This window comes from Azospirillum humicireducens, assembly GCF_001639105.2.
Lineage (GTDB): Bacteria > Pseudomonadota > Alphaproteobacteria > Azospirillales > Azospirillaceae > Azospirillum > Azospirillum humicireducens.
Window position 1 is genome coordinate 1,104,158 of record NZ_CP015285.1, and the last position, 21,301, is coordinate 1,125,458.

Below are 21,301 nucleotides of genomic sequence, written 5' to 3' on the forward strand. Positions count from 1 at the left end.
TCATGTCCGCACGCCTTCTGCCGGCTCTGGTCCTGTCCACCGCTGTCTTCGCACTCGGTGCCTGCGACCGGGTGGGCGGGCTGGCGCCCTTCACCCATGTCTCCGAAACACCGGATTCGGCCGGCGGAGCCATCACGGTGCAGAAGGGCGACAGCGCCTACAGCCTGTCCCGCCGCTACAATGTGCCACTGCGCGACCTGATCGAAACCAACAAGCTGGCTCCGCCCTACCGGCTGGAGGTTGGCCAGCGGCTGATCCTGCCGACCTCGCGCCAGTACATCGTGCAGAAGGGCGACAGCCTCTACAGCATCTCGCGCATGCACAATGTCGATGTCAGCGAGTTGACGCGGCTGAACAACCTTTCGCCGCCCTACGCGGTGCAGGCCGGCCAGCCCCTGCGCCTGCCGGGTGCCAGCGACGGCAGCGGCACGATGATGGCGTCGGGTGGCGCGGTGCCGCTCACGCCGCAAGGGAATGGTGTTCAAGGGACCGGGCCGCAAGGCTCCCCTGCCGGGCGCAGCTCCGTTCAGGCGACCGAACTGCCGCCGCCGGGTGCGTCCGCTCCGCCGTCCGGCGGCATCGCTGCCGCCCCGTTGCCGCCACCGTCCAAGCCGGGCGGTGCGGTCGAGCCAGCCCAGGCGGCGCAGGCGCCCGCCGGCGACACCACCTATCAGCCGGGACAGGCGCCGACCATGCTGCGCCCGCCCGGAGCCAAGCCGGCGCCGACCCCGATCCCGGCCCCCTCCGCGGCACCGGCTCCGCAGCAGGAGGTGGCAGCCGCACCGCCGCCCAAGCCGGAGCCGAAGGCCGAGGCCGCGACCCCGCCGCGCGGCGGCGCCCGCTTCCTGTGGCCGGTGAAGGGCAAGCTGATTTCCGGCTTCGGGCCGAAGCCCGACGGACTGCACAATGACGGCCTGAACATTGCGGCACCCAAGGGCACCGCGGTGGTCGCCGCCGACAATGGCGTGGTCGCCTATGCCGGCAATGAACTGCGCGGCTTCGGCAACCTGCTGCTGCTGAAGCATTCGGACGGCTGGATCACCGCCTACGCCCATCTCGACAGGATCGAGGTGGAGCGCGGCGCCACGGTGAAGCGGGGGCAGGTGATCGCCCGGGTCGGCCAGACCGGCGGCGTATCCTCGCCCCAGCTCCATTTCGAGCTGCGCAAAGGCAGTCAGGCCGTCGACCCGAGCGATCAGATGGACCGCAAGGTCAGCGAAGGGGCTGGCCGAGACGACCGGCCAGGTCCTGGATGAACTGCCAGGCCACCCGGCCCGACCGGCTTCCGCGCGTGACCGACCATTCCACCGCTTCCGCGCGCAACCGGTCCGCCGGGATGTCCAGGCCGAAATGGCCGACATAGCCCTCGATCATGGCGAAATAGGTGTCCTGGTCGCAGTTGTGGAAGCCCAGCCACAGCCCGAAGCGGTCGGACAGGGATACCTTCTCCTCAACCGCCTCTGCCGGGTTGATGGCGGTCGACCGTTCATTCTCGATCATGTCGCGCGGCATCAGGTGGCGGCGGTTTGATGTGGCGTAGAACACCACATTGTCCGGCCGTCCCTCGATCCCGCCGTCCAGCACCGCTTTCAGCGACTTGTAATGCGCATCGTCGTGGTCGAAGGACAGATCGTCGCAGAACAGGATGAAGCGGCGTGGCTCGCCCTTCAGCCGGGCCAGCAGGCGGGGCAGGGTGGGGATGTCCTCCCGGTGGATTTCCACCAGCGCCAGTTCGCCCGGCCGCTCCCCGCAGATGGCGGCATGGGCCGCCTTGACCAGCGAGCTTTTGCCGGTGCCGCGCGCCCCCCAGAGCAGGGCGTTGTTGGCGGGCAGGCCGGCGGCGAAACGCCGCGTGTTGTCCAGCAGGATCTCCCGCTGCCGCTCGATGCCCTGCAGAAGCATGATGTCGACGCGGTTGACCACCGGAACCGGCTCCAGCCGGTCGGGATCGGGGTGCCAGACGAAGGCATCGGCGGCGGTGAAGTCCAGCGGGCGGTCCGGCGGCGGGGCCAGCCGTTCCAGCGCCTCTGCAATGCGGGTCAGCAGCGGAATCAGGGACTGATCGGCAGCGGAGGGGCCAGCACCGGAGCCAGTGATGGATTGCGACATAATTCTCCGGATATTTTTTCTGGATGTTCCATGGAAAGTGGTCGCGTGCGCAGCCATCTTTCCGACGCCTTCGCACCGTAACACAGCAGGGCAAGCACACAAGCCGTGGCGGGCCCGCGGATTGTGGCGCATCACCATTGCATCCCGGTCATGGGCGTTTATAGTCGCGGCGTCCCGGCGGAACGCCGATCCGGTGCCGAGACCAAACCTGTAAGGAGCTTCCAGATGTTCGTTTCGACGGCTTATGCACAGACGGCGGCGCCGGCTGGCGGCGGCGGTGACATGCTCGTCCAGTTTCTGCCGCTGATCCTGATCTTCGTCGTCTTCTACTTCCTGCTCATCCGTCCGCAGCAGAAGAAGATGAAGGAGCATAAGGCCATGCTGTCGGCCATCCGCCGCGGCGACCGCGTCGTGACCGGCGGCGGCATCATCGGCGTCGTCACCAAGGTCGGCTCCGACGACGAACTGACCGTCGAAATCGCCGAGAACGTGCGCGTTCGCTGCCTGCGCTCGACCGTGAACCTTGTGCTGGCCAAGACCGAGCCGGCCGGCAAGTCCGGCGGCGACGCCGCTCCGGCCGCCACCCCGGAAGGCGAGGCCAAGCCGGCCGATACTCCCGCCGCCGGCGGCATCGGCAAGCTGTTCGGCCGCAAGTAAGCCGCAGCCGGGCTCCTCTCACGCGGGCCAGCCCGAAGGCGCTTCCCAACCGGACCGTCCGCCCGCCGCCCTTCGGCGGCGGATCGGCCGTCCCGGCTTGGGTGTCTGATCGGATTCGAGTGACGCATGCTCTATTTTTCGCGCTGGAAGATATACCTGATCCTGGCGACCTGCATCGCCGGCTTCATCATGATGCTGCCCAACTTCCTGGGCCGCGACACGCTGGCGGCGCTGCCGTCCTGGTACGCGCACAGCAAGGTGTCGCTGGGTCTCGACCTGCGCGGCGGATCGCATCTGTTGCTCGAGGTCGACATGGCCACCGTCATCCGTGACCGGGTGGAAGGGCTGGTCGACGGCGCCCGGCAGCAGCTGCGCACCGCCAATGTCGGTTATACCGCCCTGAACGCGGGCGAGCGCGCCGTGACCGTTCAATTGCGCGACCCGGCACAGGCCGACGACGCGGTGAAGGCTCTGCGCCAGCTTGCCAGCCCGGTGGGCGGCACGGCGCTGGGCGGCGGGCAACCGGACCTGACCGTGTCGGTCGACGGTTCCACGGTGACCGTGGCGCTGAGCGAGGTCGCGCTGCGCGACCGCGCCACCCAGGCCATCGAACAGTCGATCGAGATCGTCCGCCGTCGCATCGACGAGACCGGCGTGAACGAGCCGACCATCGCCCGCCAGGGCACCGACCGCATCCTGGTCCAGCTTCCCGGCGTGGAGGATCCCGACCGGATCAAGCGCCTGCTCGGCACCACCGCCAAGATGACCTTCCGGCTGGTGGACGTGAATGCCGACCCCAACAGCGGCCGCGCCCCTCCGGGATCTGAGATCCTGCCGTCCACCGAGGGCGACCGCTACCAGTCGAAATACGTCATCCGCAAGAAGGTCGAGGTCGACGGTGCCACGCTGCAGAACGCGTCCGCCGGCACCAACCCGCAGACCGGCGAATGGGTGGTCAACTTCGAATTCAACACGGCGGGCGCCAACCGCTTCGCCGAAGTCACCAAGCAGAATGTCGGCCGGCCCTTCGCCATCGTGCTCGACAACAAGGTGATCAGCGCGCCGGTCATCCGCGAGCCGATCACCGGCGGGCGCGGCCAGATCAGCGGCAACTTCACCGCTGCCAACGCCAACGACCTCGCCGTTCTGCTGCGCGCCGGCGCCCTGCCTGCGCCGCTGAAGGTGATCGAGGAGCGGACCGTCGGTCCCGACCTGGGTGCCGATTCGATCCGCGCCGGCCTGACCTCCGTCGCCGTCGGCTTCGCCATGGTCTGCGTCTACATGATCGCCTGCTATGGGCTGTTCGGCGCCTTCGCCTGCTTCGCGCTGTTCGTCAACATCGTGCTGACGCTGGCGGCGCTGTCGCTGCTGCAGGCCACGCTGACGCTGCCGGGCATCGCCGGCATCCTGCTGTCGCTGGGCCTCGCGGTCGACGCCAACATCCTGATCAACGAGCGTATCCGCGAGGAGACGAAGAAGGGCCGCGGCGTCTTCGCGTCGATGGAGGCCGGCTTCAGCCGCGCCTACAGCACGATCGTCGACTCCAACCTGACGACGGCCATCAAGATGGCGCTGCTGTTCATCTTCGGCACCGGCGCGATCAAGGGCTTCGCCGTCACCATCACCTTCGGCATCCTCATCTCCATGTTCACCGCCACGGTGCTGGTGCGCCTGATGATGGTGACGTGGCTGCGCCGGACGCGTCCGGCCGTGTTGCCGGTCTGAGAGGTCTTCCGATGTTCCATCTCCGCCTCGTCCCCGACAACACCAAGATCCCCTTCATGAACGGCCGCATCGCCGGCCTCGTCGTGTCGGCGGTTCTGTCCATCGCGTCGGTCATCCTGTTCTTCCATCCCGGTCTGAATTACGGCATCGACTTCCGCGGCGGCATCGTGATCGAAGCGCGCACGCCGCAGGCCGCCGATTTCGCCTCGCTCCGCCACACCCTGTCCGGCCTTGGCATGGGGCAGGTGGCGTTGCAGGAGTTCGGGTCGGCCCAGGACGTGCTGATCCGCCTGGAACGCCAACCCGGTGACGACGCCGCCCAGCAGGTTGCCGCCGACAAGGTGCGGAGCACACTGGCTGAGGCCGTTCCCGGCACCCAGGTGCGCCGCGTCGAGGCCGTCGGCGCGTCGGTCAGCGGCGAGCTGTTCGCCAACGGCATGCTGGCGCTCGGCCTCGCGATGGTGGCGATGCTGGTCTACATCTGGTTCCGCTTCGAATGGCAGTTCGGCTTCGGCGCGGTGGTGACGCTGCTGTTGGATATCACCAAGATCGTCGGTTTCTACGCCATCACCGACATGCAGTTCAATCTGACGGCGGTGGCGGCGATCCTGACGGTCATGGGCTATTCGGTGAACGACAAGGTCGTGGTCTATGACCGCATGCGCGAGAATCTGCGCATCTACAAGAAGATGCCGCTGCGCGACCTGATCGACCTGTCGATCAACGAGACGCTGAACCGCACCGTCGGCACCTCGGTCTGTACCCTGCTGTCGATCATTCCGCTGGCGCTGTTCGGCGGCGAGGCGCTGCAGGACTTCGGCATCGTGCTGATCTTCGGCGTTGTCCTGGCGACCAGCTCGTCCGTGTTCATCGCGGCACCCATCTTGCTGTTCCTGGGCGAGAACCGCCTGCGCCGCGGCACCCCGACCGATGCGGCGCCGGGCAACACCCCGGCGACCACGCCGTAACGCCGGACGACAGAGGTAAGGAGAGGGCAGCATGGCCGACATCATGCCGATGATCCCGTCCGACCGTCAGGTCATCGACGGCTATGGTCCGGGGCAGTTCTGCGTCTCCGGCCAATGGCGCGTCGGCGCGGTCGTCGTGCTGCCCGACCGCACCCAGGCCTGGGGGGCGACCGATGCCGCCTCCCTGACCCTGGAAGATTTCGCCATGGTGCTGGCGGCCGAGCCGAAAGTGGAAATCCTGCTGCTCGGCACCGGCCCGACCATGACGATGATTCCGAAGGCGCTCCGCCAGGGCCTGCGCGAGCAGGGCGTGGTGGTGGAACCGATGGACAGCCGCGCGGTCTGCCGGACCTACAACGTCCTGCTGGCCGAGGGCCGGCGGGTGGCTGCGGCGATGCTGCCGGTCTAGAAGCACGACACGGTTCCAGAAACGACAAAGGCGCCCTCTCGGGCGCCTTTGCGTTTTTCACCCTTCGACCGAAAGGATCACGCGGCCAGCTGCTCGGCGGCGAAGTCCCAGTTGGCGAGGTTGTCGATGACGGCCTTCACGAAGTCGGCGCGGCGGTTCTGGAAGTCGACATAGTAGGCATGCTCCCACACGTCGATGGTGAACAGCGGCTTGTGGCCGTGCGCCAGCGGGGTGTCGGCGTTGCCGGTCTTGCCGATCTTCAGCTTGTCGCCGTCCAGGTACAGCCAGGCCCAGCCGGAACCGAACTGGGTCAGGGCGGCCTGCGTCAGCTCTTCCTTGAACTTCTCGACGCTGCCGAAGTCGGCGACGATGCGCTGCTCCAGGGCCGCCGGCATCTTGCCGCCGTCCTTCTTCAGGCACTGCCAGAAGAAGGTGTGGTTCCACACCTGGGCGGCGTTGTTGAAGATGCCGACCTTGGACGCGTCGCCGGCCGAAGCCTTGATGACCTCCTCCAGGCTGGCGTCGGCCAGCGGGGTGTCCTTGGTCAGGTTGTTCAGGTTGGTGACATAGGTCTGGTGGTGCTTGTCGTGGTGCAGGTGCAGAGTCTCCGACGAGATGTACGGAGCCAGAGCGTCGTACGCATACGGAAGCGGCGGAAGTTCGAACGCCATTTTAATTCACCCTCTCTTCTTTGATTGTCCTTCCGGGCCGGGCCTTGCGGGCACGGCACCTCCGTCCGACCAAATAGGCCGATGACGGAAGCTTGTGAAGGCCGGAAACGGTGCGGAACGCCGTATGGGGTTATTTCCGTTTGCCAAAGCGGCCTCCGCCGCCCGGTATCCCGAGCGTACGGCAGCCTCCAACGTGGCGGGAAGTCCCGTTTCCGTCCAGTCTCCTGCCAGCGCCAGGTTGCGCCAGCGGGTTTGCGGTCCCGGCCGGCGTGCGACCGATTCGGGCGACTGGTCCGGCGTCGCCCGCCGCTCCTTCACCATGCGGAAGGGGCGAATCGGGGGGCCGAGTCGCTGATCCAGCCCAAGTCGCGGCGCGATCTCCGCCCACAGCATCGCAGCGGCCTCGTCGGCTGGACGTTCGGCCAGCCTGTCGGCGTCGCTGACGGTGACGGACAGCAGGTCGTCGCGGGCGAACAGCCATTCGGCCGTTCCGCCGACCAGCCCCAGGAAGGGCAGGCCGCCGGGGAGCCGCAACGGGCCGTCCAGCCGGACATGCAGGTTCACGATGGCCGCACCCGGAGGCGGCACGGTCAGGCCGGGCACCAGCCGTTCCGCCGCCCAGGCCGGCGCGGCGACGATCAGCGCGTCCTCCGGGCCGAGCGTCACGGTGCTTCCCCCCGCGGACAAGCCGGAAACCCGGTCGCCGTCGAAGCTCAGCCCATCCACCCGCGCGCCGAGATGCACGGCCGCGCCGGCCGCGCGCAGCCGGGCCAGCGCCGGATCGACGAAGGCCGCTGACAGGCCGCGGGGCGTCAGTACCGGGCGGCAAGCCGCCTCGCCGCGGAGCAGCGTCTCGCGCAACACCGCGCCGAACAGGCGGGCGGAGATACGCTCCACCGGGCCATTGAGGGCGGAGACCGCCAGCGGACGCCACAGCGGCTCGAACAGCCGGCCCGCGGGCCGCAGCCGGTCGGCGACCGACTGGCGCCTGCCGGCGGTCAGGCAGCGCAGGGCGGCGAGGTAGTCGAGCGGCCGGCTGCCCGGAACCCGGCGGGCCGGATCGAACAGCCACAGCCCGCCGGGCCTCAAGCTCCAGGTGGCGCCGTTGCGCAGGTCCATGAAGGGGAAGGCGGCCGGGCGCACCTCCTCCAGGGCGTCGGCTCCACCGGTGCACCGGGCATAGTCGAGGAGATCCCGATTGCCGCTGAGCACCATATGGTTGCCGTTGTCGATGGAGCGGCCGAGCGTGGCGTCGTGGAAGCTGCGGCAGCGGCCTCCGGCCTGCGGAGCCTGTTCGTAGACTGCAACCCGTCTGCCGGCCTCCACCAGCCGGACGGCGGCGGCCAGCCCGGCCAGCCCGGCGCCGACCACATGAACGGTCTGGGGGACGGTCTGGGGGGCAGTCATTCAGGTGGCCGGCGGAAGGCCGAGCATGCAGCGCACCGCCACCCAGGCGCTCTCCCGCCGCCCGACCCGGACGCGGGCATTCAGGTCGCGCCAGCCGGCCGCGCGCAGGCGCCGCAGCAGCCGGTGATACAGCACCATCATCGCCGTGGCCGCCCAGAGCGAGCCCCGTGCCTGTCCGCCGATCGCCGCCCTGGCCTCGGCGAAGCGGGTCTCCGCGAGCTCCGCCAGCGCCGCGCAGGCTTGCGGCAGGGCGGGGTGTGCCAACACCTCCTCCGGCCTGTCACCGGTGATGCCGGCGGCCTGCAGAAGCTCGCGCGGCAGGTAGAGCCGGCCGAGGTCGGCGTCCTCGGCCAGATCGCGCAGGATGTTCGTCAACTGCAGGGCTTCGCCGAGCGCCAGGGCGAAGCGTTCGGTGGCGGGATCGGCGCGGTCGAAGACGCGAATGGCCAGCATGCCGACGGCGCCGGCGACACGGCGGCAATAAAGGCGCAGGGTGTCGAGGTCGGGGGCGCGCATGCCGCCGGAGTCCTCCCCTGCGACATCCATGGCCATGCCGTCGATCAGCGCCTCCAGCTCCGCCCGCGGAAGACCGTAGCGCTCGATGGCGCCCTTCAGGGCGGCGGTGAGCGGGCCGTTGGGGGCGCCGCCGACATAGAGGTCGCGGATGTCCCGGCGCCAGACGTCGAGTGCGGCGCGCTTCGCAGACGTCTCTCCGGGCTCGTCGGCGATGTCGTCGATGCGGCGGCAGAAGGCGTAGATGGCGAACATGGCCGCCCGCTTGGACGCTGGCAGCAGACGCATCGGCCAGTAGAAGGTGCTGCCCGACTTGGCGGTGACGGCCGATGCCGTATCGGGGGCCTTCTCGTCCGGCAATGTCGTGGACACCGGTTCCAGCGGGGCCGTCTCCAGCGGCGGAGGGGTCATCTGTCGCATCCTGGGCATTGCACGCGGGGACGTGCCTGGCGGTGCACGCCGTGACGTGTGGCCCGGGAGTTTATGCGGCGGAGAAGCTCCGCGCCAGCCCCCGCGCCACCGCCGCCAGCTTGTGGTGTGTGCCCAGCTTGACTTTCGTCTTCATCGGGTCGCGGGCCTTCAGCCGCCGCGACAGCGATTCGGCAAGGCTGAGGATCACCGCCGCCTCCATCCGCAAGCCGCGATGCTGGATCAGGCCTGGCAGGGCGGCGGCGCGTTCGAGCAGCCGGTCGGTATGCTCCAGCGCCTGATCGAAGATGGCACGCATGCGGACGTCGCTCTCGCACTCCACCAGACGCTCGACGCTGATGCCGGCATCGTCGAACCAGACCAGCGGGATGTAGCAGCGGCCGAGCTGGGTCCAGTCCTCCCGCACGTCCTGCAGATGGTTCAGCACCTGCAAGGCGGAGCAGAGCGCGTCGGAGGCCGGGCCGGCCGCCGCCCCTTCGCCATGCAGTTCCAGCAGAAAGCGGCCGACCGGATTGGCGGAGAAGCGGCAATAGAGCAGCAGGTCGCTCCAGCTGTGGCAGCGGGCGCCGACGGCGTCGCGGCGGAAGGCACGCAGCACCTGCCGGGCATGGCGGTCGCTGACACCGGTCTTCTGCAGGCTCTCGCGCAGTTCGGTCGCCGGTTTCAGGTAGGCGTGCTTGGCCTGACCGGAAGTCAACGCCCGTTCAAGCGCCTCCAGATAGGCCAGCTTGGTCTCCGGTTCGAGATCGGGGTCGTCGGCGATGTCGTCGGCCAGCCGCACGAAGCGGTAGAAGGCGATCACATGCGGGCGCAGGTGTTTCGGAATCAGGCGGGAGGCGACCGGAAAATTCTCCCCGGTCTCGTCCTTGCGGGCGACCGGGCCGGTCTTGCGGGGCTTCGTCGGGGCGATGTTGAAATCCGTCATGGGATCCCTGCCTGCTGCGCGTCGGGGCTGGCGATGCGACCTTGAGTGCTTCATATAGGCGTGGCAACAGGCTTTGGCCCGTCCTTCCGCCGATCCTCCCCTCTTTTTCCAATCAGGCATCCCATGGTGAAGGCTGCGACCGACCTGTCCTATTGCGGACGGGAGGTTCGGAAATATGACAACGACCACTTTCTGGCAGGTTTGTTCGTTCCCGCCGACAGGCGTGAGGCGATGTTCGCCCTGTACGCCTTCAACCTGGAGATCGCGAAGACCCGTGAGGTCGTCAGCGAACCGATCCTGGGCCAGATGAGACTTCAATTCTGGCGCGACGGCATAGAGGCCGTCTATGAGGATGGACCCGTACCCCGCCATGGCGTGATGGACCCGCTTGCCGAGGCCGCCCGCGGGCTGGGGCTGAGCCGCGCCCTGTTCGACCGGCTGATCGACGCGCGGGAGGCCGACCTGGACGACGCGCCGCCGGCCGATCTTGCCTGCCTCGTCAATTATGCCGAGGTGACCGGGGCGCCGCTGGTCCAACTGGCGCTGGAGATCCTGGGCGTGCGGGACGAGGCGGCGATGGCGGCCGGGCGCCATGTCGGCATCGCCTATGCCCTCGCCGGCATCCTGCGCGCCGCCCCCTTTCTGGCCCGTCAGCACCGCCAGCGCCTGCCGGAGGACCTGATGCAGCGCCACGGCGGCAAGAGCGAGGATCTGTTCGCCGGCCGCTTCACCCCGGAACTGCGGCGGGTGGTCGGCGAGATCGCCGACGTTGCGCGCCGGCACTTGGCCGAGGCACGCGCCCTGCGCCGGGACGTGCCGAAGGCGGCGGTGCCGGCGCTGCTGCCGGCCACGCTGGCCGACCTGCATCTCGGCGTGATCGCGCGTGAGGGCAACGACGTGTTCGCCCCGCGCGTGCTGCTGCCCAACCCGTTCCGGCAGTTGAAGCTGGGCTGGGCGGCGATGCGCGGGCGGTATTGAGATGGCGGCGGTCCGTGGTCTGAATCATCTGACGCTGGCCGTCACCGATTTGGAGCGGTCGCTCGGGTTCTACCGGGATCTTCTGGGAATGAGCGTGCGTGCGCGCTGGGGTGAGGGCGCCTATCTCGAGGCAGGCTCGCTCTGGCTCTGTCTATCGGTCGATCGGAATGCAGCTGACGCGGTGCGCTGCGACTACACCCACATTGCCTTCGATGTGGCCCTGGCGGATTTCCCGGCGCTGTGCCGTTCGGTGCAAGAGGCGGCGCCTGTCTGGAAGGAGAATCGCAGCGAGGGCCATTCGCTGTATGTGCTCGATCCGGACGGCCACCGGATCGAGTTGCATGTGGGCGATCTTGCCAGCCGACTGGATCACTACCGGCGGCGGATGCCGCCGGGAATGGTGATCGACGAATAGATTTCCTCAGCCCTTCAACCAGCCGTCGAGGTCGGCCAGCGCCCGGCGGGTGTAGGCGAGCTTGCGGTCGCGGCCGCGGATCTTGTCGTCCACCGGCGGGAACAGGCCGAAATTGACGTTCATCGGCTGGTAGGTCTCTGCCTCCGCCCCGCCGGTGATGTGGCCGAGGATGGCGCCGAGCGCCGTGGTGGCCGGCGGCCTGCCGATCTCCTGGCCCAGACGTTCCGCCGCGGCGAAGCGGCCAGCGAGCAGACCGACGGCCGCGCTCTCGACATAGCCCTCGCAGCCCGTGACCTGTCCGGCGAAGCGCAGGCGGGGCAGCGACTTCAGCCGCAGGGCGTCGTCGAGCAGGCGCGGGCTGTTCAGGAAGGTGTTGCGGTGCATGCCGCCCAGCCGGGCGAACTCGGCATTCTCCAGGCCGGGGATCATGCGGAAGATGCGCGCCTGTTCCGCATGGCGCAGCTTGGTCTGGAAGCCGACGAGGTTGTAGAGCGTGCCCAGCGCATTGTCCTGGCGCAGCTGCACCACGGCATAGGGGCGGCGTTCCGGCTTGTGCGGGTTGGTCAGGCCGACCGGCTTCATCGGGCCGTAGCGCAGGGTGTCGACGCCACGTTCCGCCATCACCTCGATCGGCAGGCAGCCCTCGAAGTAGGGGGTGTTCTTCTCCCACTCCTTGAAGTCGAGCTTCTCGCCCTCGATCAGGGCGGCGATGAAGGCGCGGTACTCGTCCTTCTCGAAGGCGCAGTTGATATAGTCCTTGCCGGTGCCGCCGGGGCCGGGCTTGTCGTAGCGCGACTGGAACCACGCCTTCGACAGGTCGATGCTCTCCAGATAGACGATGGGGGCGATGGCGTCGAAGAAGGCCAGCGACTCCTCGCCGGTGTGGTCGCGCACGGCCTCCGCCAGGGCGGGGGAGGTGAGGGGGCCGGTGGCGACGATGACGCTGTCCCACTCTTCCGGCGGCAGGCCGGCGACCTCCTCGCGCTGGAGGGTGATGAGCGGATGCGAGGCGATGGCCTCCGTCACCGCATCGGCGAAGCCGTCACGGTCCATGGCGAGCGCGCCGCCGGCCGGCACCTTGTGGGCGTCGGCGCAGCGCAGGATCAGCGAGCCGCAGCGCCGCATCTCCTCATGCAGCAGCCCCACCGCATTGTACTCGGCATCGTCCGAGCGGAAGGAGTTGGAGCAGACCAGCTCCGCCAGCTTGTCGGTATCGTGGGCCTCGGTCTTGCGGACCGGCCGCATCTCGTGCAGCACGACGGGCACGCCGCGCGAGGCGAGCTGCCAGGCGGCTTCCGATCCGGCGAGACCGCCGCCGATGACGTGGACGGGGCGAAGGGTGTCGGTCATTGGGCTTTCCAGAATACTGTGCGAAGGCAGAGGGACGAAGAGCAGGCGGATCAGGGGCGGGTTATGGCGCTCTGCATCGCCAAGATCCAGGCCTCAATCAACGCGGAATGGGCGGGAAGGCGCGAAAACAGCTCGTTCGCCTTTTCCTCGTCGTAGGTATGAACCGTCAGGTTCCGGTCATTCATCATTTCGATCGCCGCTTCGGCTTGCTCCTCGGTCAGCAGGCCGGCGATCTGGCTTTCGCGCACCATGGCCTTCGGACTAGCCGAATTCAGGCGTTCAGCGCCCATCTGGTCGGCAATAACCGACCTCGCGGCTTTCCACACGGTTTCGGTCGCCAAGGTGAACCGCAGGATTGCGGAGTCGCGGACCACATCGTCAACTGGCCGCTCAAGAACTTCCTGTAATCGGGCCAAGGCTTGGCGCGCGTTGTCGAGTTTTCGGCCTACTTTGTCCATTCGACGCCCTCCCGTTCGACCTCTTGCCGGAATTCACTCCGGGCGGAACGGAGATCGACCACATCGACGAAGTAGGGAACGGTACTTTCTTCCAGCGCCTCGGTGATCTCGCTGATCAATCCGGGGGGCAGTGGTTCCATTGGATCGATCGCGACGTCGATGTCGCTCCAATGCCCGACATCTCCACGCGCGCAGGAGCCGAACAGATAGACGCGCGCGGGGTGTTCGGCCAAATGATCGAACACGATGCGTTTGACGGTGTCGAGCGCGCGCAGGCGTACCGGGTTCATCATCCGTCCAGTTTAACACATCTCCGACCGGAAGGCGGACATAGGAAAAAGCCGGCCCCCACAGGGAAGGCCGGCCGCAAGTCGATCAGGAGTCAATCAGAACATCTGGCCAGAACCGTGACGCCGAGCGTTGGCTCACTCGCTCTTGGTCGTCGTGCTGCGTTCGATGGTGGTGGCGCCGGACGGGGCCGGGGTCACGGTGGTCGAACCGTAGCTCGGCGTGGTGGTCGTGGTGGTCGTCGTGCTGGTGGTGGAGCCGTCGGAGCCGCAGGCGGCCAGCAGCAGCGCGGCTCCCAGGGCGGTGCCCACACCGGTCAGAATCGTCTTCATGCGCCGTGTTCTCCCATGCAGTGCGAACTCTGCAGGGGAGAACACGGCGCAGCTTGCGTTTGTTCACGCCCTCTTTCGGGTTGCCGATTTCCGCACCGCCGGCTTCGCCTTCAGGTAGGGGGCGAGGTAACGGCCGGTGTAGCTGCGTTCCACCTTCGCGACATCCTCCGGCGTACCTTCGGCGACGATCTCGCCGCCGCCGGTGCCGCCCTCCGGCCCCAGGTCGATGATCCAGTCCGCGGTCTTGATGACCTCCAGATTGTGCTCGATCACCAGCACCGTGTTGCCCTGGTCGACCAGAGCATGCAGCACCTCCATCAGCTTTTCGACGTCGGCGAAATGCAGGCCGGTGGTCGGTTCGTCCAGGATGTACAGCGTGCGTCCGGTGGCGCGGCGGCTGAGTTCCTTCGACAGCTTGACGCGCTGCGCCTCGCCGCCCGACAGGGTGGTCGCCGCCTGCCCGATGTGGATGTAGCCGAGGCCCACCCGTTCCAGCGTGTCCATCTTGTCGCGGATGCCGGGCACGGCCTTGAAGAACTCCTTGCCCTCCTCGACCGTCATGTCCAGCACGTCGGCGATGGTCTTGTCGCGGTAGGTGACCTCAAGCGTCTCGCGGTTGTAGCGCTTGCCGTGGCAGACGTCGCAGGTGACGTAGACGTCGGGCAGGAAATGCATCTCGATCTTGATGACGCCGTCGCCCTGGCAGGCCTCGCAGCGTCCGCCCTTGACGTTGAAGGAGAAGCGGCCGGGCCCGTAGCCGCGCGCCTTCGATTCCGGCAGGCCGGCGAACCAGTCGCGGATCGGCGTGAAGGCGCCGGTGTAGGTCGCGGGGTTGGAGCGCGGGGTGCGGCCGATCGGCGACTGGTCGATGTCGATGACCTTGTCGAGATGCTCCAGCCCCAGCACCGCGTCATGGTCGGCCGGATGCTCGCGGGCACCCATCAGCTTGCGCGCCACCGCCTTGTAGAGCGTCTCGATGATCAGCGTCGACTTGCCGCCGCCCGACACGCCGGTCACGCAGGTGAAGGTGCCGAGCGGGATCCTGGTCGAGACATTCTGCAGGTTGTTGGCGCGGGCGCCCTGCACCTCCAGGAACTGGCCGGGATGGCCGGGCCGGCGGGTTTCCGGCACCGGGACGAAGCGGGTGCCGTTCAGGTACTGGGCGGTGATGCTGTCGGGGTTCTTCTGAACCTCCTCCGGCCGGCCCTGGGCGATGACGGTGCCGCCATGCTGGCCGGCGCCGGGGCCCATGTCGACCAGATAGTCGGCGCTGCGGATGGCGTCCTCGTCATGCTCGACGACGATGACGGTGTTGCCGATGTCGCGCAGGCGCTTCAGCGTCTCCAGCAGCCGGTCGTTGTCGCGCTGGTGCAGGCCGATGGACGGCTCGTCCAGCACATAGAGCACGCCGGTCAGGCCGGAGCCGATCTGCGACGCCAGCCGGATCCGCTGGCTCTCGCCGCCGGACAGGGTTCCGGACCCGCGGCTGAGCGTCAGATACTCCAGCCCGACGGCGTTGAGGAATCCCAGCCGCTCGTTGATCTCCTTCAGGATGCGGTAGGCGATCTCCCGATCCTTGGGGCGGAGATGCTCGTTCAGCTCGCTGAACCAGGACCCGGCGCCGGCGATGGACAGTTCCGCCGCTTCCGAGATGTTGCGGCCGCGGATCTTGACCGCCAGTGCTTCCGGCTTCAGGCGGGCGCCCTTGCAGACCTCGCAGGGCTGGGAGGACTGGTATTTGGACAGTTCGTCGCGGGTCCAGGCGCTGTCGGTCTCGCGGTAGCGCCGTTCCAGATTGTTGACGATGCCCTCGAAGGCCTTGTTGGTCTGGTAGCGCCGCAGGCCGTCATCGTAGGTCATGGTGATCGGCGAGCCGTCCGAACCGAACAGGATCGTCTGGCGCACCGTCTCCGGCAGTTCCTGCCAGGGGGTGGACATCGACGCACCGAAATGCTCAGCTATGCTTTCCAGCGTCTGGTCGTAGTATTTGGAGGTCGAACCGGCCCACGGTGCGATGGCGCCCTTCGCCAGCGACAGCCGCTCGTCCGGCACCACCAGCATCGGGTCGAAATAGATCTTGCTGCCCAAGCCGTCGCAGGCCGGGCAGGCGCCGAACGGATTGTTGAAGGAGAACAGCCGCGGCTCGATCTCCGGAATGGTGAAGCCGCTGACCGGGCAGGCGAATTTCTGCGAGAAGACGGTCATCTCGTTGGTCTCGGCATTCTCGACCCAGACGATGCCGTCGGCCAGCCCCAGCGCGGTCTCCAGCGAATCGGCCAGACGGTTGCCCAGACCCTCGCGCACCACGATGCGGTCGACCACCACCTCGATGTCGTGTTTCAGCTTCTTGTTGAGCGCCGGCACCTCGTCGATCTCGTACATGGTGCCGTCAACCCGCACGCGCTGGAAGCCGCGCTTGCGCAGGTCCTGGATTTCCTTCTTGTACTCGCCCTTGCGGCCGCGGACGAAGGGCGCCAGGAGAAGCAGGCGCGTGCCCTCCGGCATCGCCATGATCCGGTCGACCATCTGGCTGACCGTCTGGCTTTCGATGGGCAGGCCGGTGGCCGGGGAATAGGGAATGCCGACCCGCGCCCACAGCAGACGCATGTAGTCGTAGATTTCCGTCACCGTGCCGACGGTGGAGCGCGGGTTCTTCGAGGTCGTCTTCTGTTCGATGGAGATGGCCGGCGACAGCCCCTCGATCGAATCGACGTCCGGCTTCTGCATCAGCTCCAGGAACTGGCGCGCGTAGGCCGACAGGCTCTCCACATAGCGCCGCTGCCCCTCGGCATAGATCGTGTCGAAGGCGAGCGACGATTTGCCCGATCCAGACAGGCCGGTGATGACGATCAGCTCGTCGCGCGGCAGATCCACATCGACGTTCTTCAGGTTATGTTCCCGCGCGCCGCGGACGCTGATGTATTTGTTCATGGAGTGTTCTTTTACCCGAAGCCCATCCGGATGGAAAGCGGCAAGGCGCCGCGACGCATGACGAAAAGCGGACCGCCTCGCGCAGACCCTTGCGGAGCCGCTGGCCGCCGGCCGGCTGACGATATATGCGCCGCGTGCGCCATTGCCACCGGCGCCTGGCGCGGGTCGGTCATGACCAGAAGGGCGGCACGGCGCGGAAGCGCTTCCACAGCTCGGGCAGGGCCTTGCGCCGCTTGTCCGATTGGCGTTCGATCCAGGCGGCGACGGCGGTGGCTGTCTTCGGGTCCGCAGCCTTCAGTTCGCCCAGCATGCGGGCGCCGATGACGGCATCCTGTTCGGCATCCAGCGCCGCCTGCAGCGGTTCCAGCGCCGCGAAGAAGGGCAGGGTGGCAGCCTCCGGATAAAGGCCGCGGAAGAAGTCGGCGGTGTAGCGCAGGCTGCGCAGCCGGCGGCGCAGCTTGTCGCGCGCCTTGGCATCCTCCGGCGGCTTGGCCGTCTTGCCGAGCTTCGCCATGCGGGCGGACAGCCAGCCGCCGGCCAGCGTGCCGACCGGCGCCGACAGCATGGCGCGGCGGTCGCCCTCGGCCTCCGACACCCAGCGGCCATGCTCCAGCCACGCCCCCAGCGCCAGGACCATGGTGGTGCAGCCGGGCGCCAGGATCGCCGCCATCGCTTCCCGCGCCGGACCTGCCCCGGCGGAGCGTGCGAGCGAGGCCAGCCGGTCCAGCGCCTTGCGGTCGGTGCCCGGCAATGCCGCGGTGTCGGCGAGAAGAGGATCGATCACCCCGGACATCAGCACGTCCCAGCCCCGCGCCGGGCCCAGCCGTTTCGCCAGCGCCCGGCTTTCCTCCACCAGCCGGTCGGCCTCCGGTGACGCGATCAGCGGCGCGAAAAGGCGATGGGCGATGCGCAGCCGGCGCAGCGCGATTCGCATCCGGTGCAGCCCCTCCACATCGCTGCCACCGAGCGCGCAGGCCTCGTTGGCGAGGAACTGGCGCAGCGCTTGGCGCATGATGTGGCGGTAGGCCTCGGCCACCGTGGTCAGGGGCGACAGACCGAGCGGCTCGGCCTCAACCGGTCCGGGTGCCTTGCCTGTGACCAGCCGAAGCCCGGCTTCCGCCTTGCTGTCATTACCGATGCGCATGGGGATGGCGGCCTGCAGGGTCAGCGCCAGATCGAACAGGCTGGCGACCTTGCCGGCCTTCAGTTCGAGTTCCACCTCGCTGATCGGCAGCGAGTTGCCGCCGGCATAGACCCGTCCGTCATCGACCGCCATCTCCACCGCCGTCAGCGGATCGGGGCGGAGCAGCAGGGTGGTGCGTTTGAAATCGGTGATGAACAGGCAATCCAACTCGTCGAGAGCCGCCGCCGGCACCAGACCGGCGACTCCGGGATCGGTCAGAACAGCGCGGTCCACCGCCTCGCCCGCGACGGTCCAGTCCCACTCCCTGCGCACCGCGACCGCGGCGGAATCGCCGGGGCTGGCGCTGTTGACCGTCTTCAGCGTCTGGACGAAGCGGTCGCCCTCCTGCCGCACGCGCAGCGCCACGCCGTTGCCCGCCAGCTTCAGGTCCGGCGTGTCGAAATAGGCGGTGCGCAGGCGCTGTGTGGCCGCCGGCCCGTCGGCGAGAGCCAGCAGAGCCGGCAGCGAGGCGACCCGCGCCAGATCCGCCGAGGCAGCATGGAGCTTGAGCTCCACCTCACGGAAGGCAGGAGCCGAAGGCTGCGCATCGGGGGCGGCGGACGGGTTGGCGGGCGGAATGGCGGGTGGCAAGGGGCGGCATCCTCCCGAATCCGGCCAAGGCGGCCTGGAATTGAACCGGTGGTTCCGTGGATACTCCAACCGCCGCCGCAGGTTAAGAGAGTTTACGCGGCTGCACAAAATCCGCCAGCCGGCCGGCGCCGAGCTCCAGCCCGGCCCAATGCGGCGTTTCGAAGACCAGGACCGCGCAGGCACCGGTCGGGAACTTGTCGGTCAGGTCGTGGCGCAGGCCATGGGCGCCACTGCCCGTAAGCGCATTGGCCAGTTCATGCAGATCAGGGTTGTGCGCCACCAGCATCAACCCCATCGCCGAATCCGGTGCGTCGCGCAGCCGCTCCAGCAATGTGCGGGCGCCGCACAGATACAGGCCGCGCTCATGCTCCACCGGCGGGTATGGCGCGCCCATCGCCGCCATCACCCGCTTGCGCGTCTCCACCGCCCGGACCGCGGTCGAACACAGGACGAGATCGATGTCGGCATGGTGCTTGGCGAGATAGCCGCCGACCAGCGTTGCCGCCTTCTCCCCACGGGCGTTGAGCGGACGGTCATGGTCCCCCAGCGACGGATCGTCCCAGGAGGATTTGGCATGGCGCAGCAGGAACAGCGTCTTCATGGCGGGATTCGGTCTTATTGGACGGGCCGCAGGGCGGGGGAGGGGTGGGAGATGGATCGGACCATCGCCAAATGGGAGTCCTGAAACCGTAACGCATGTGGGATACTCTGTCTGCCCACCATATAACGGTTGCCCGTTGCGCCGCATCGCGGTCTGGGGGCAAACGGGGATCCCAAGATTTCAGAGGTTGACGTGACGCATCTCCAGGAACTCGAGTCGGTCGGCATCGAGCCCAACGCTCCGGAACGCTTCATCAATCGGGAGCTGTCGTGGCTGGCCTTCAACCAGCGCGTCCTGGACGAGGCGGCCAATCCGAACCATCCGCTTCTGGAGCGGCTGCGCTTCCTGTCGATCTCCGCCAGCAACCTGGACGAATTCTACATGGTCCGCGTGGCCGGTCTGAAGGGGCAGGTGGCCGCCGGCGTGAAGGCGCCCAGCCCCGAGAATCTCACCCCTGCCCAGCAGCTGACGGCGGTCAAGCAGCGCATAGCGGCGCTCATGGACAGCCAGCAGGCCATGTGGCGCTCGCTGAAGGAGGAGCTGCGCGAGGCCGGGATCTCCGTCGTCGATCCCGCCGACCTCAGCGAGGGAGAACTGGATTGGCTGGAAGCCAAGTTCCTCGACGATATCTTCCCGATCCTGACGCCAATCGCCGTCGATCCGGCCCACCCCTTCCCGTTCCTGCCCAATCTGGGCTTCTCGCTGGCGCTGCAGCTTCACGATCCGGTCAAGGGCCGGCATATCGACGCGCTGGTGCCGCTGCCCACGCAGCTCGAGCGTTTCCTGCGTCTGCCCGGCTCGGATATCCGCTTCATCCAGCTGGAAAAGGTGGTGATGCAGTTCATCGACCGCCTGTTCCCTCCGTTCCAGGTCAAGGCGCACGGCGTCTTCCGTGTCCTGCGCGACAGCGAGATCGAAATCGAGGAAGAAGCGGAGGATCTGGTCCGCACCTTCGAAAGCGCGCTGAAGCGCCGCCGTCGCGGCAGCGTCATCAGGCTGGCCACCGACAGCGGCATGGCCGCCGACCTGCGCGAATTCCTGCGCCATGAGCTGAACGTGGCGTCGGACGACGTCTTCATCCTGGACGGGCTGATCGGCCTGACCGACACCAAGCTGCTGATCGTCGACGAGCGGCCGGATCTGGTCTTCCGCCCCTTCAACGCCCGCTTCCCCGAACGGATCCGCGATTTCGGCGGCGATTGCTTCGCGGCGATCCGCCACAAGGACATCGTCGTCCATCACCCCTACGAATCCTTCGACGTGGTGGTGCAGTTCATCCGGCAGGCGGCGCGCGACCCGCAGGTGGTGGCGATCAAGCAGACGCTCTACCGCACCAGCAAGGACAGCCCGATCGTCGCCGCCCTGATCGAGGCGGCGGAGGCCGGCAAGTCGGTGACCGCGCTGGTCGAGCTGAAGGCGCGCTTCGACGAGGAGGCGAACATCCGCTGGGCGCGCGATCTGGAACGTGCCGGCGCCCAGGTGGTCTACGGCTTCGTCGATCTGAAGACCCACGCCAAGGTGTCGCTGGTGGTGCGGCGCGAGAAGAAGGCGCTGCGCAGCTACGTCCATTTCGGGACCGGCAACTATCACCCGATCACGGCGAAGATCTACACCGACCTGTCCTTCTTCACCTGCGACCCGGCGCTGTGCCACGATGCCGCCGTCATGTTCAACTTCATGACCGGCTATGCCACGCCCAAGGTGCTGGAGAAGATCGCCATCGCGCCGATCACGCTGCGCCAACGCCTGTCCGACCTGATCGAGGCGGAGATCGCCCATGCAGCCGCCGGACGTCCGGCGGCGATCTGGGTGAAGCTGAACTCGCTGGTCGATCCGGTCATCATCGACAAGCTGTACAAGGCCTCGCAGGCCGGGGTGCAGATCGACATGATCATCCGCGGCATCTGCTGCCTGCGGCCGGGGGTGAAGGGGCTGTCGGAGAATATCCGGGTGCGCAGCATCGTCGGCCGCTTCCTGGAGCATGGCCGCGTCATCTGTTTCGGCAACGGCCACCCGATGCCCAGCAACCAAGCCAAGATCTTCATCTCCTCGGCCGACTGGATGACCCGAAACCTGGACCGCCGCATCGAGACACTGGTGCCCATCGAGAACCCGACGGTGCATGAACAGGTGCTCGACCAGATCATGGTCGCCAACATGAAGGACGATGCAAGCACCTGGAAGCTCGGCCCCGATGGCGTGTACCATCGGGTCAAGGCTGGCCCTGATGCGTTCAGCGCCCATAATTACTTCATGACCAACCCCAGCCTGTCGGGCCGGGGCAGCGCGCTCAGCAGCAAGCGCACGCCGCCGCGGCTCATGCTGCACGCGGTGTCCTGAGGACGGGTGACGGGAGTCTGA

20 protein-coding genes are annotated in these 21,301 nt (G+C 67.6%); 8 read left to right on the plus strand and 12 right to left on the minus strand.

Annotation, left to right across the window (positions count from 1 at the left end; genetic code table 11):
- Positions 1–2 precede the first annotated feature (2 nt).
- Positions 3–1,256, plus strand: a complete 1,254-nt coding sequence (locus A6A40_RS04980; protein ID WP_236783735.1) for a M23 family metallopeptidase — start codon at positions 3–5, stop codon at positions 1,254–1,256.
- On the opposite strand, the gene A6A40_RS04985 is transcribed toward A6A40_RS04980, so the two are convergent.
- Positions 1,213–2,109 (minus strand): ATP-binding protein, encoded by an 897-nt coding sequence (locus tag A6A40_RS04985; RefSeq protein WP_063634409.1) that lies wholly within the window; start codon positions 2,107–2,109, stop codon positions 1,213–1,215. The two genes, A6A40_RS04980 and A6A40_RS04985, sit on opposite strands and share 44 nt — an antisense overlap.
- A 225-nt stretch (positions 2,110–2,334) precedes the next feature.
- Here A6A40_RS04985 and yajC point away from each other — a divergent pair, with 225 nt between their 5' ends.
- From yajC to A6A40_RS05005, 4 genes are all read left to right on the plus strand, one after another.
- Positions 2,335–2,766 (plus strand): preprotein translocase subunit YajC, encoded by a 432-nt coding sequence (gene yajC, locus A6A40_RS04990; protein ID WP_063634410.1) that lies wholly within the window; start codon positions 2,335–2,337, stop codon positions 2,764–2,766.
- A gap of 126 nt (positions 2,767–2,892) precedes the next feature.
- Positions 2,893–4,491, plus strand: coding sequence for a protein translocase subunit SecD (gene secD, locus A6A40_RS04995; protein ID WP_063634411.1), 1,599 nt, complete (start codon positions 2,893–2,895; stop codon positions 4,489–4,491).
- Between the two features lie 11 nt (positions 4,492–4,502).
- Positions 4,503–5,459, plus strand: coding sequence for a protein translocase subunit SecF (gene secF, locus A6A40_RS05000; protein WP_063634412.1), 957 nt, complete (start codon positions 4,503–4,505; stop codon positions 5,457–5,459).
- 31 nt (positions 5,460–5,490) lie between these two features.
- On the plus strand, positions 5,491–5,868 hold the full coding sequence (locus tag A6A40_RS05005; RefSeq protein ID WP_063634413.1) for an Mth938-like domain-containing protein: 378 nt from the start codon (positions 5,491–5,493) through the stop codon (positions 5,866–5,868).
- Between the two features lie 77 nt (positions 5,869–5,945).
- Here the strand turns inward: A6A40_RS05005 and A6A40_RS05010 are convergent, their stop codons facing one another.
- From A6A40_RS05010 to hpnC, 4 genes are all read right to left on the minus strand, one after another.
- Entirely contained in the window at positions 5,946–6,539 is a 594-nt protein-coding gene (locus A6A40_RS05010; RefSeq protein ID WP_063634414.1) for a superoxide dismutase, read from the minus strand.
- A 6-nt stretch (positions 6,540–6,545) separates the two neighbouring features.
- On the minus strand, positions 6,546–7,946 hold the full coding sequence (gene hpnE, locus A6A40_RS05015) for a hydroxysqualene dehydroxylase HpnE (RefSeq protein WP_063634415.1): 1,401 nt from the start codon (positions 7,944–7,946) through the stop codon (positions 6,546–6,548).
- Positions 7,947–8,870 (minus strand): presqualene diphosphate synthase HpnD, encoded by a 924-nt coding sequence (gene hpnD, locus A6A40_RS05020; RefSeq protein ID WP_082860727.1) that lies wholly within the window; start codon positions 8,868–8,870, stop codon positions 7,947–7,949.
- A 70-nt stretch (positions 8,871–8,940) separates the two neighbouring features.
- Entirely contained in the window at positions 8,941–9,813 is an 873-nt protein-coding gene (hpnC, locus tag A6A40_RS05025; protein ID WP_063634417.1) for a squalene synthase HpnC, read from the minus strand.
- Positions 9,814–9,936: 123 nt separating this feature from the next.
- Between hpnC and A6A40_RS05030 the strand changes: the two genes are divergently transcribed.
- On the plus strand, positions 9,937–10,791 hold the full coding sequence (locus A6A40_RS05030) for a phytoene/squalene synthase family protein (protein WP_063634418.1): 855 nt from the start codon (positions 9,937–9,939) through the stop codon (positions 10,789–10,791).
- A 1-nt stretch (position 10,792) separates the two neighbouring features.
- Positions 10,793–11,206 (plus strand): VOC family protein, encoded by a 414-nt coding sequence (locus tag A6A40_RS05035; protein WP_063634419.1) that lies wholly within the window; start codon positions 10,793–10,795, stop codon positions 11,204–11,206.
- 6 nt (positions 11,207–11,212) lie between these two features.
- Here A6A40_RS05035 and trmFO read toward each other — a convergent pair whose 3' ends face one another.
- The 7 genes from trmFO to A6A40_RS05065 form a co-directional block, all read right to left on the minus strand.
- On the minus strand, positions 11,213–12,556 hold the full coding sequence (trmFO, locus tag A6A40_RS05040) for a methylenetetrahydrofolate--tRNA-(uracil(54)-C(5))-methyltransferase (FADH(2)-oxidizing) TrmFO (RefSeq protein WP_063634420.1): 1,344 nt from the start codon (positions 12,554–12,556) through the stop codon (positions 11,213–11,215).
- A gap of 50 nt (positions 12,557–12,606) precedes the next feature.
- Positions 12,607–13,014 (minus strand): nucleotidyltransferase substrate binding protein, encoded by a 408-nt coding sequence (locus A6A40_RS05045; protein ID WP_063634421.1) that lies wholly within the window; start codon positions 13,012–13,014, stop codon positions 12,607–12,609.
- On the minus strand, positions 13,002–13,307 hold the full coding sequence (locus A6A40_RS05050; protein WP_082860728.1) for a nucleotidyltransferase family protein: 306 nt from the start codon (positions 13,305–13,307) through the stop codon (positions 13,002–13,004). Before A6A40_RS05050 ends, A6A40_RS05045 begins: the two co-directional genes overlap by 13 nt.
- A gap of 132 nt (positions 13,308–13,439) precedes the next feature.
- Positions 13,440–13,634, minus strand: a complete 195-nt coding sequence (locus A6A40_RS30890; RefSeq protein ID WP_063634422.1) for a hypothetical protein — start codon at positions 13,632–13,634, stop codon at positions 13,440–13,442.
- A gap of 63 nt (positions 13,635–13,697) precedes the next feature.
- Positions 13,698–16,565, minus strand: a complete 2,868-nt coding sequence (gene uvrA, locus A6A40_RS05055) for an excinuclease ABC subunit UvrA (protein WP_063634423.1) — start codon at positions 16,563–16,565, stop codon at positions 13,698–13,700.
- A 169-nt stretch (positions 16,566–16,734) separates the two neighbouring features.
- On the minus strand, positions 16,735–18,339 hold the full coding sequence (locus A6A40_RS05060) for a CYTH and CHAD domain-containing protein (protein ID WP_063634424.1): 1,605 nt from the start codon (positions 18,337–18,339) through the stop codon (positions 16,735–16,737).
- A gap of 82 nt (positions 18,340–18,421) precedes the next feature.
- Positions 18,422–18,940: a SixA phosphatase family protein gene (locus tag A6A40_RS05065; protein ID WP_063634425.1), complete on the minus strand. Its 519-nt coding sequence runs from the start codon at positions 18,938–18,940 to the stop codon at positions 18,422–18,424.
- A 192-nt stretch (positions 18,941–19,132) separates the two neighbouring features.
- Between A6A40_RS05065 and A6A40_RS05070 the strand changes: the two genes are divergently transcribed.
- Positions 19,133–21,280: an RNA degradosome polyphosphate kinase gene (locus tag A6A40_RS05070; RefSeq protein ID WP_063634426.1), complete on the plus strand. Its 2,148-nt coding sequence runs from the start codon at positions 19,133–19,135 to the stop codon at positions 21,278–21,280.
- Positions 21,281–21,301 lie beyond the last annotated feature (21 nt).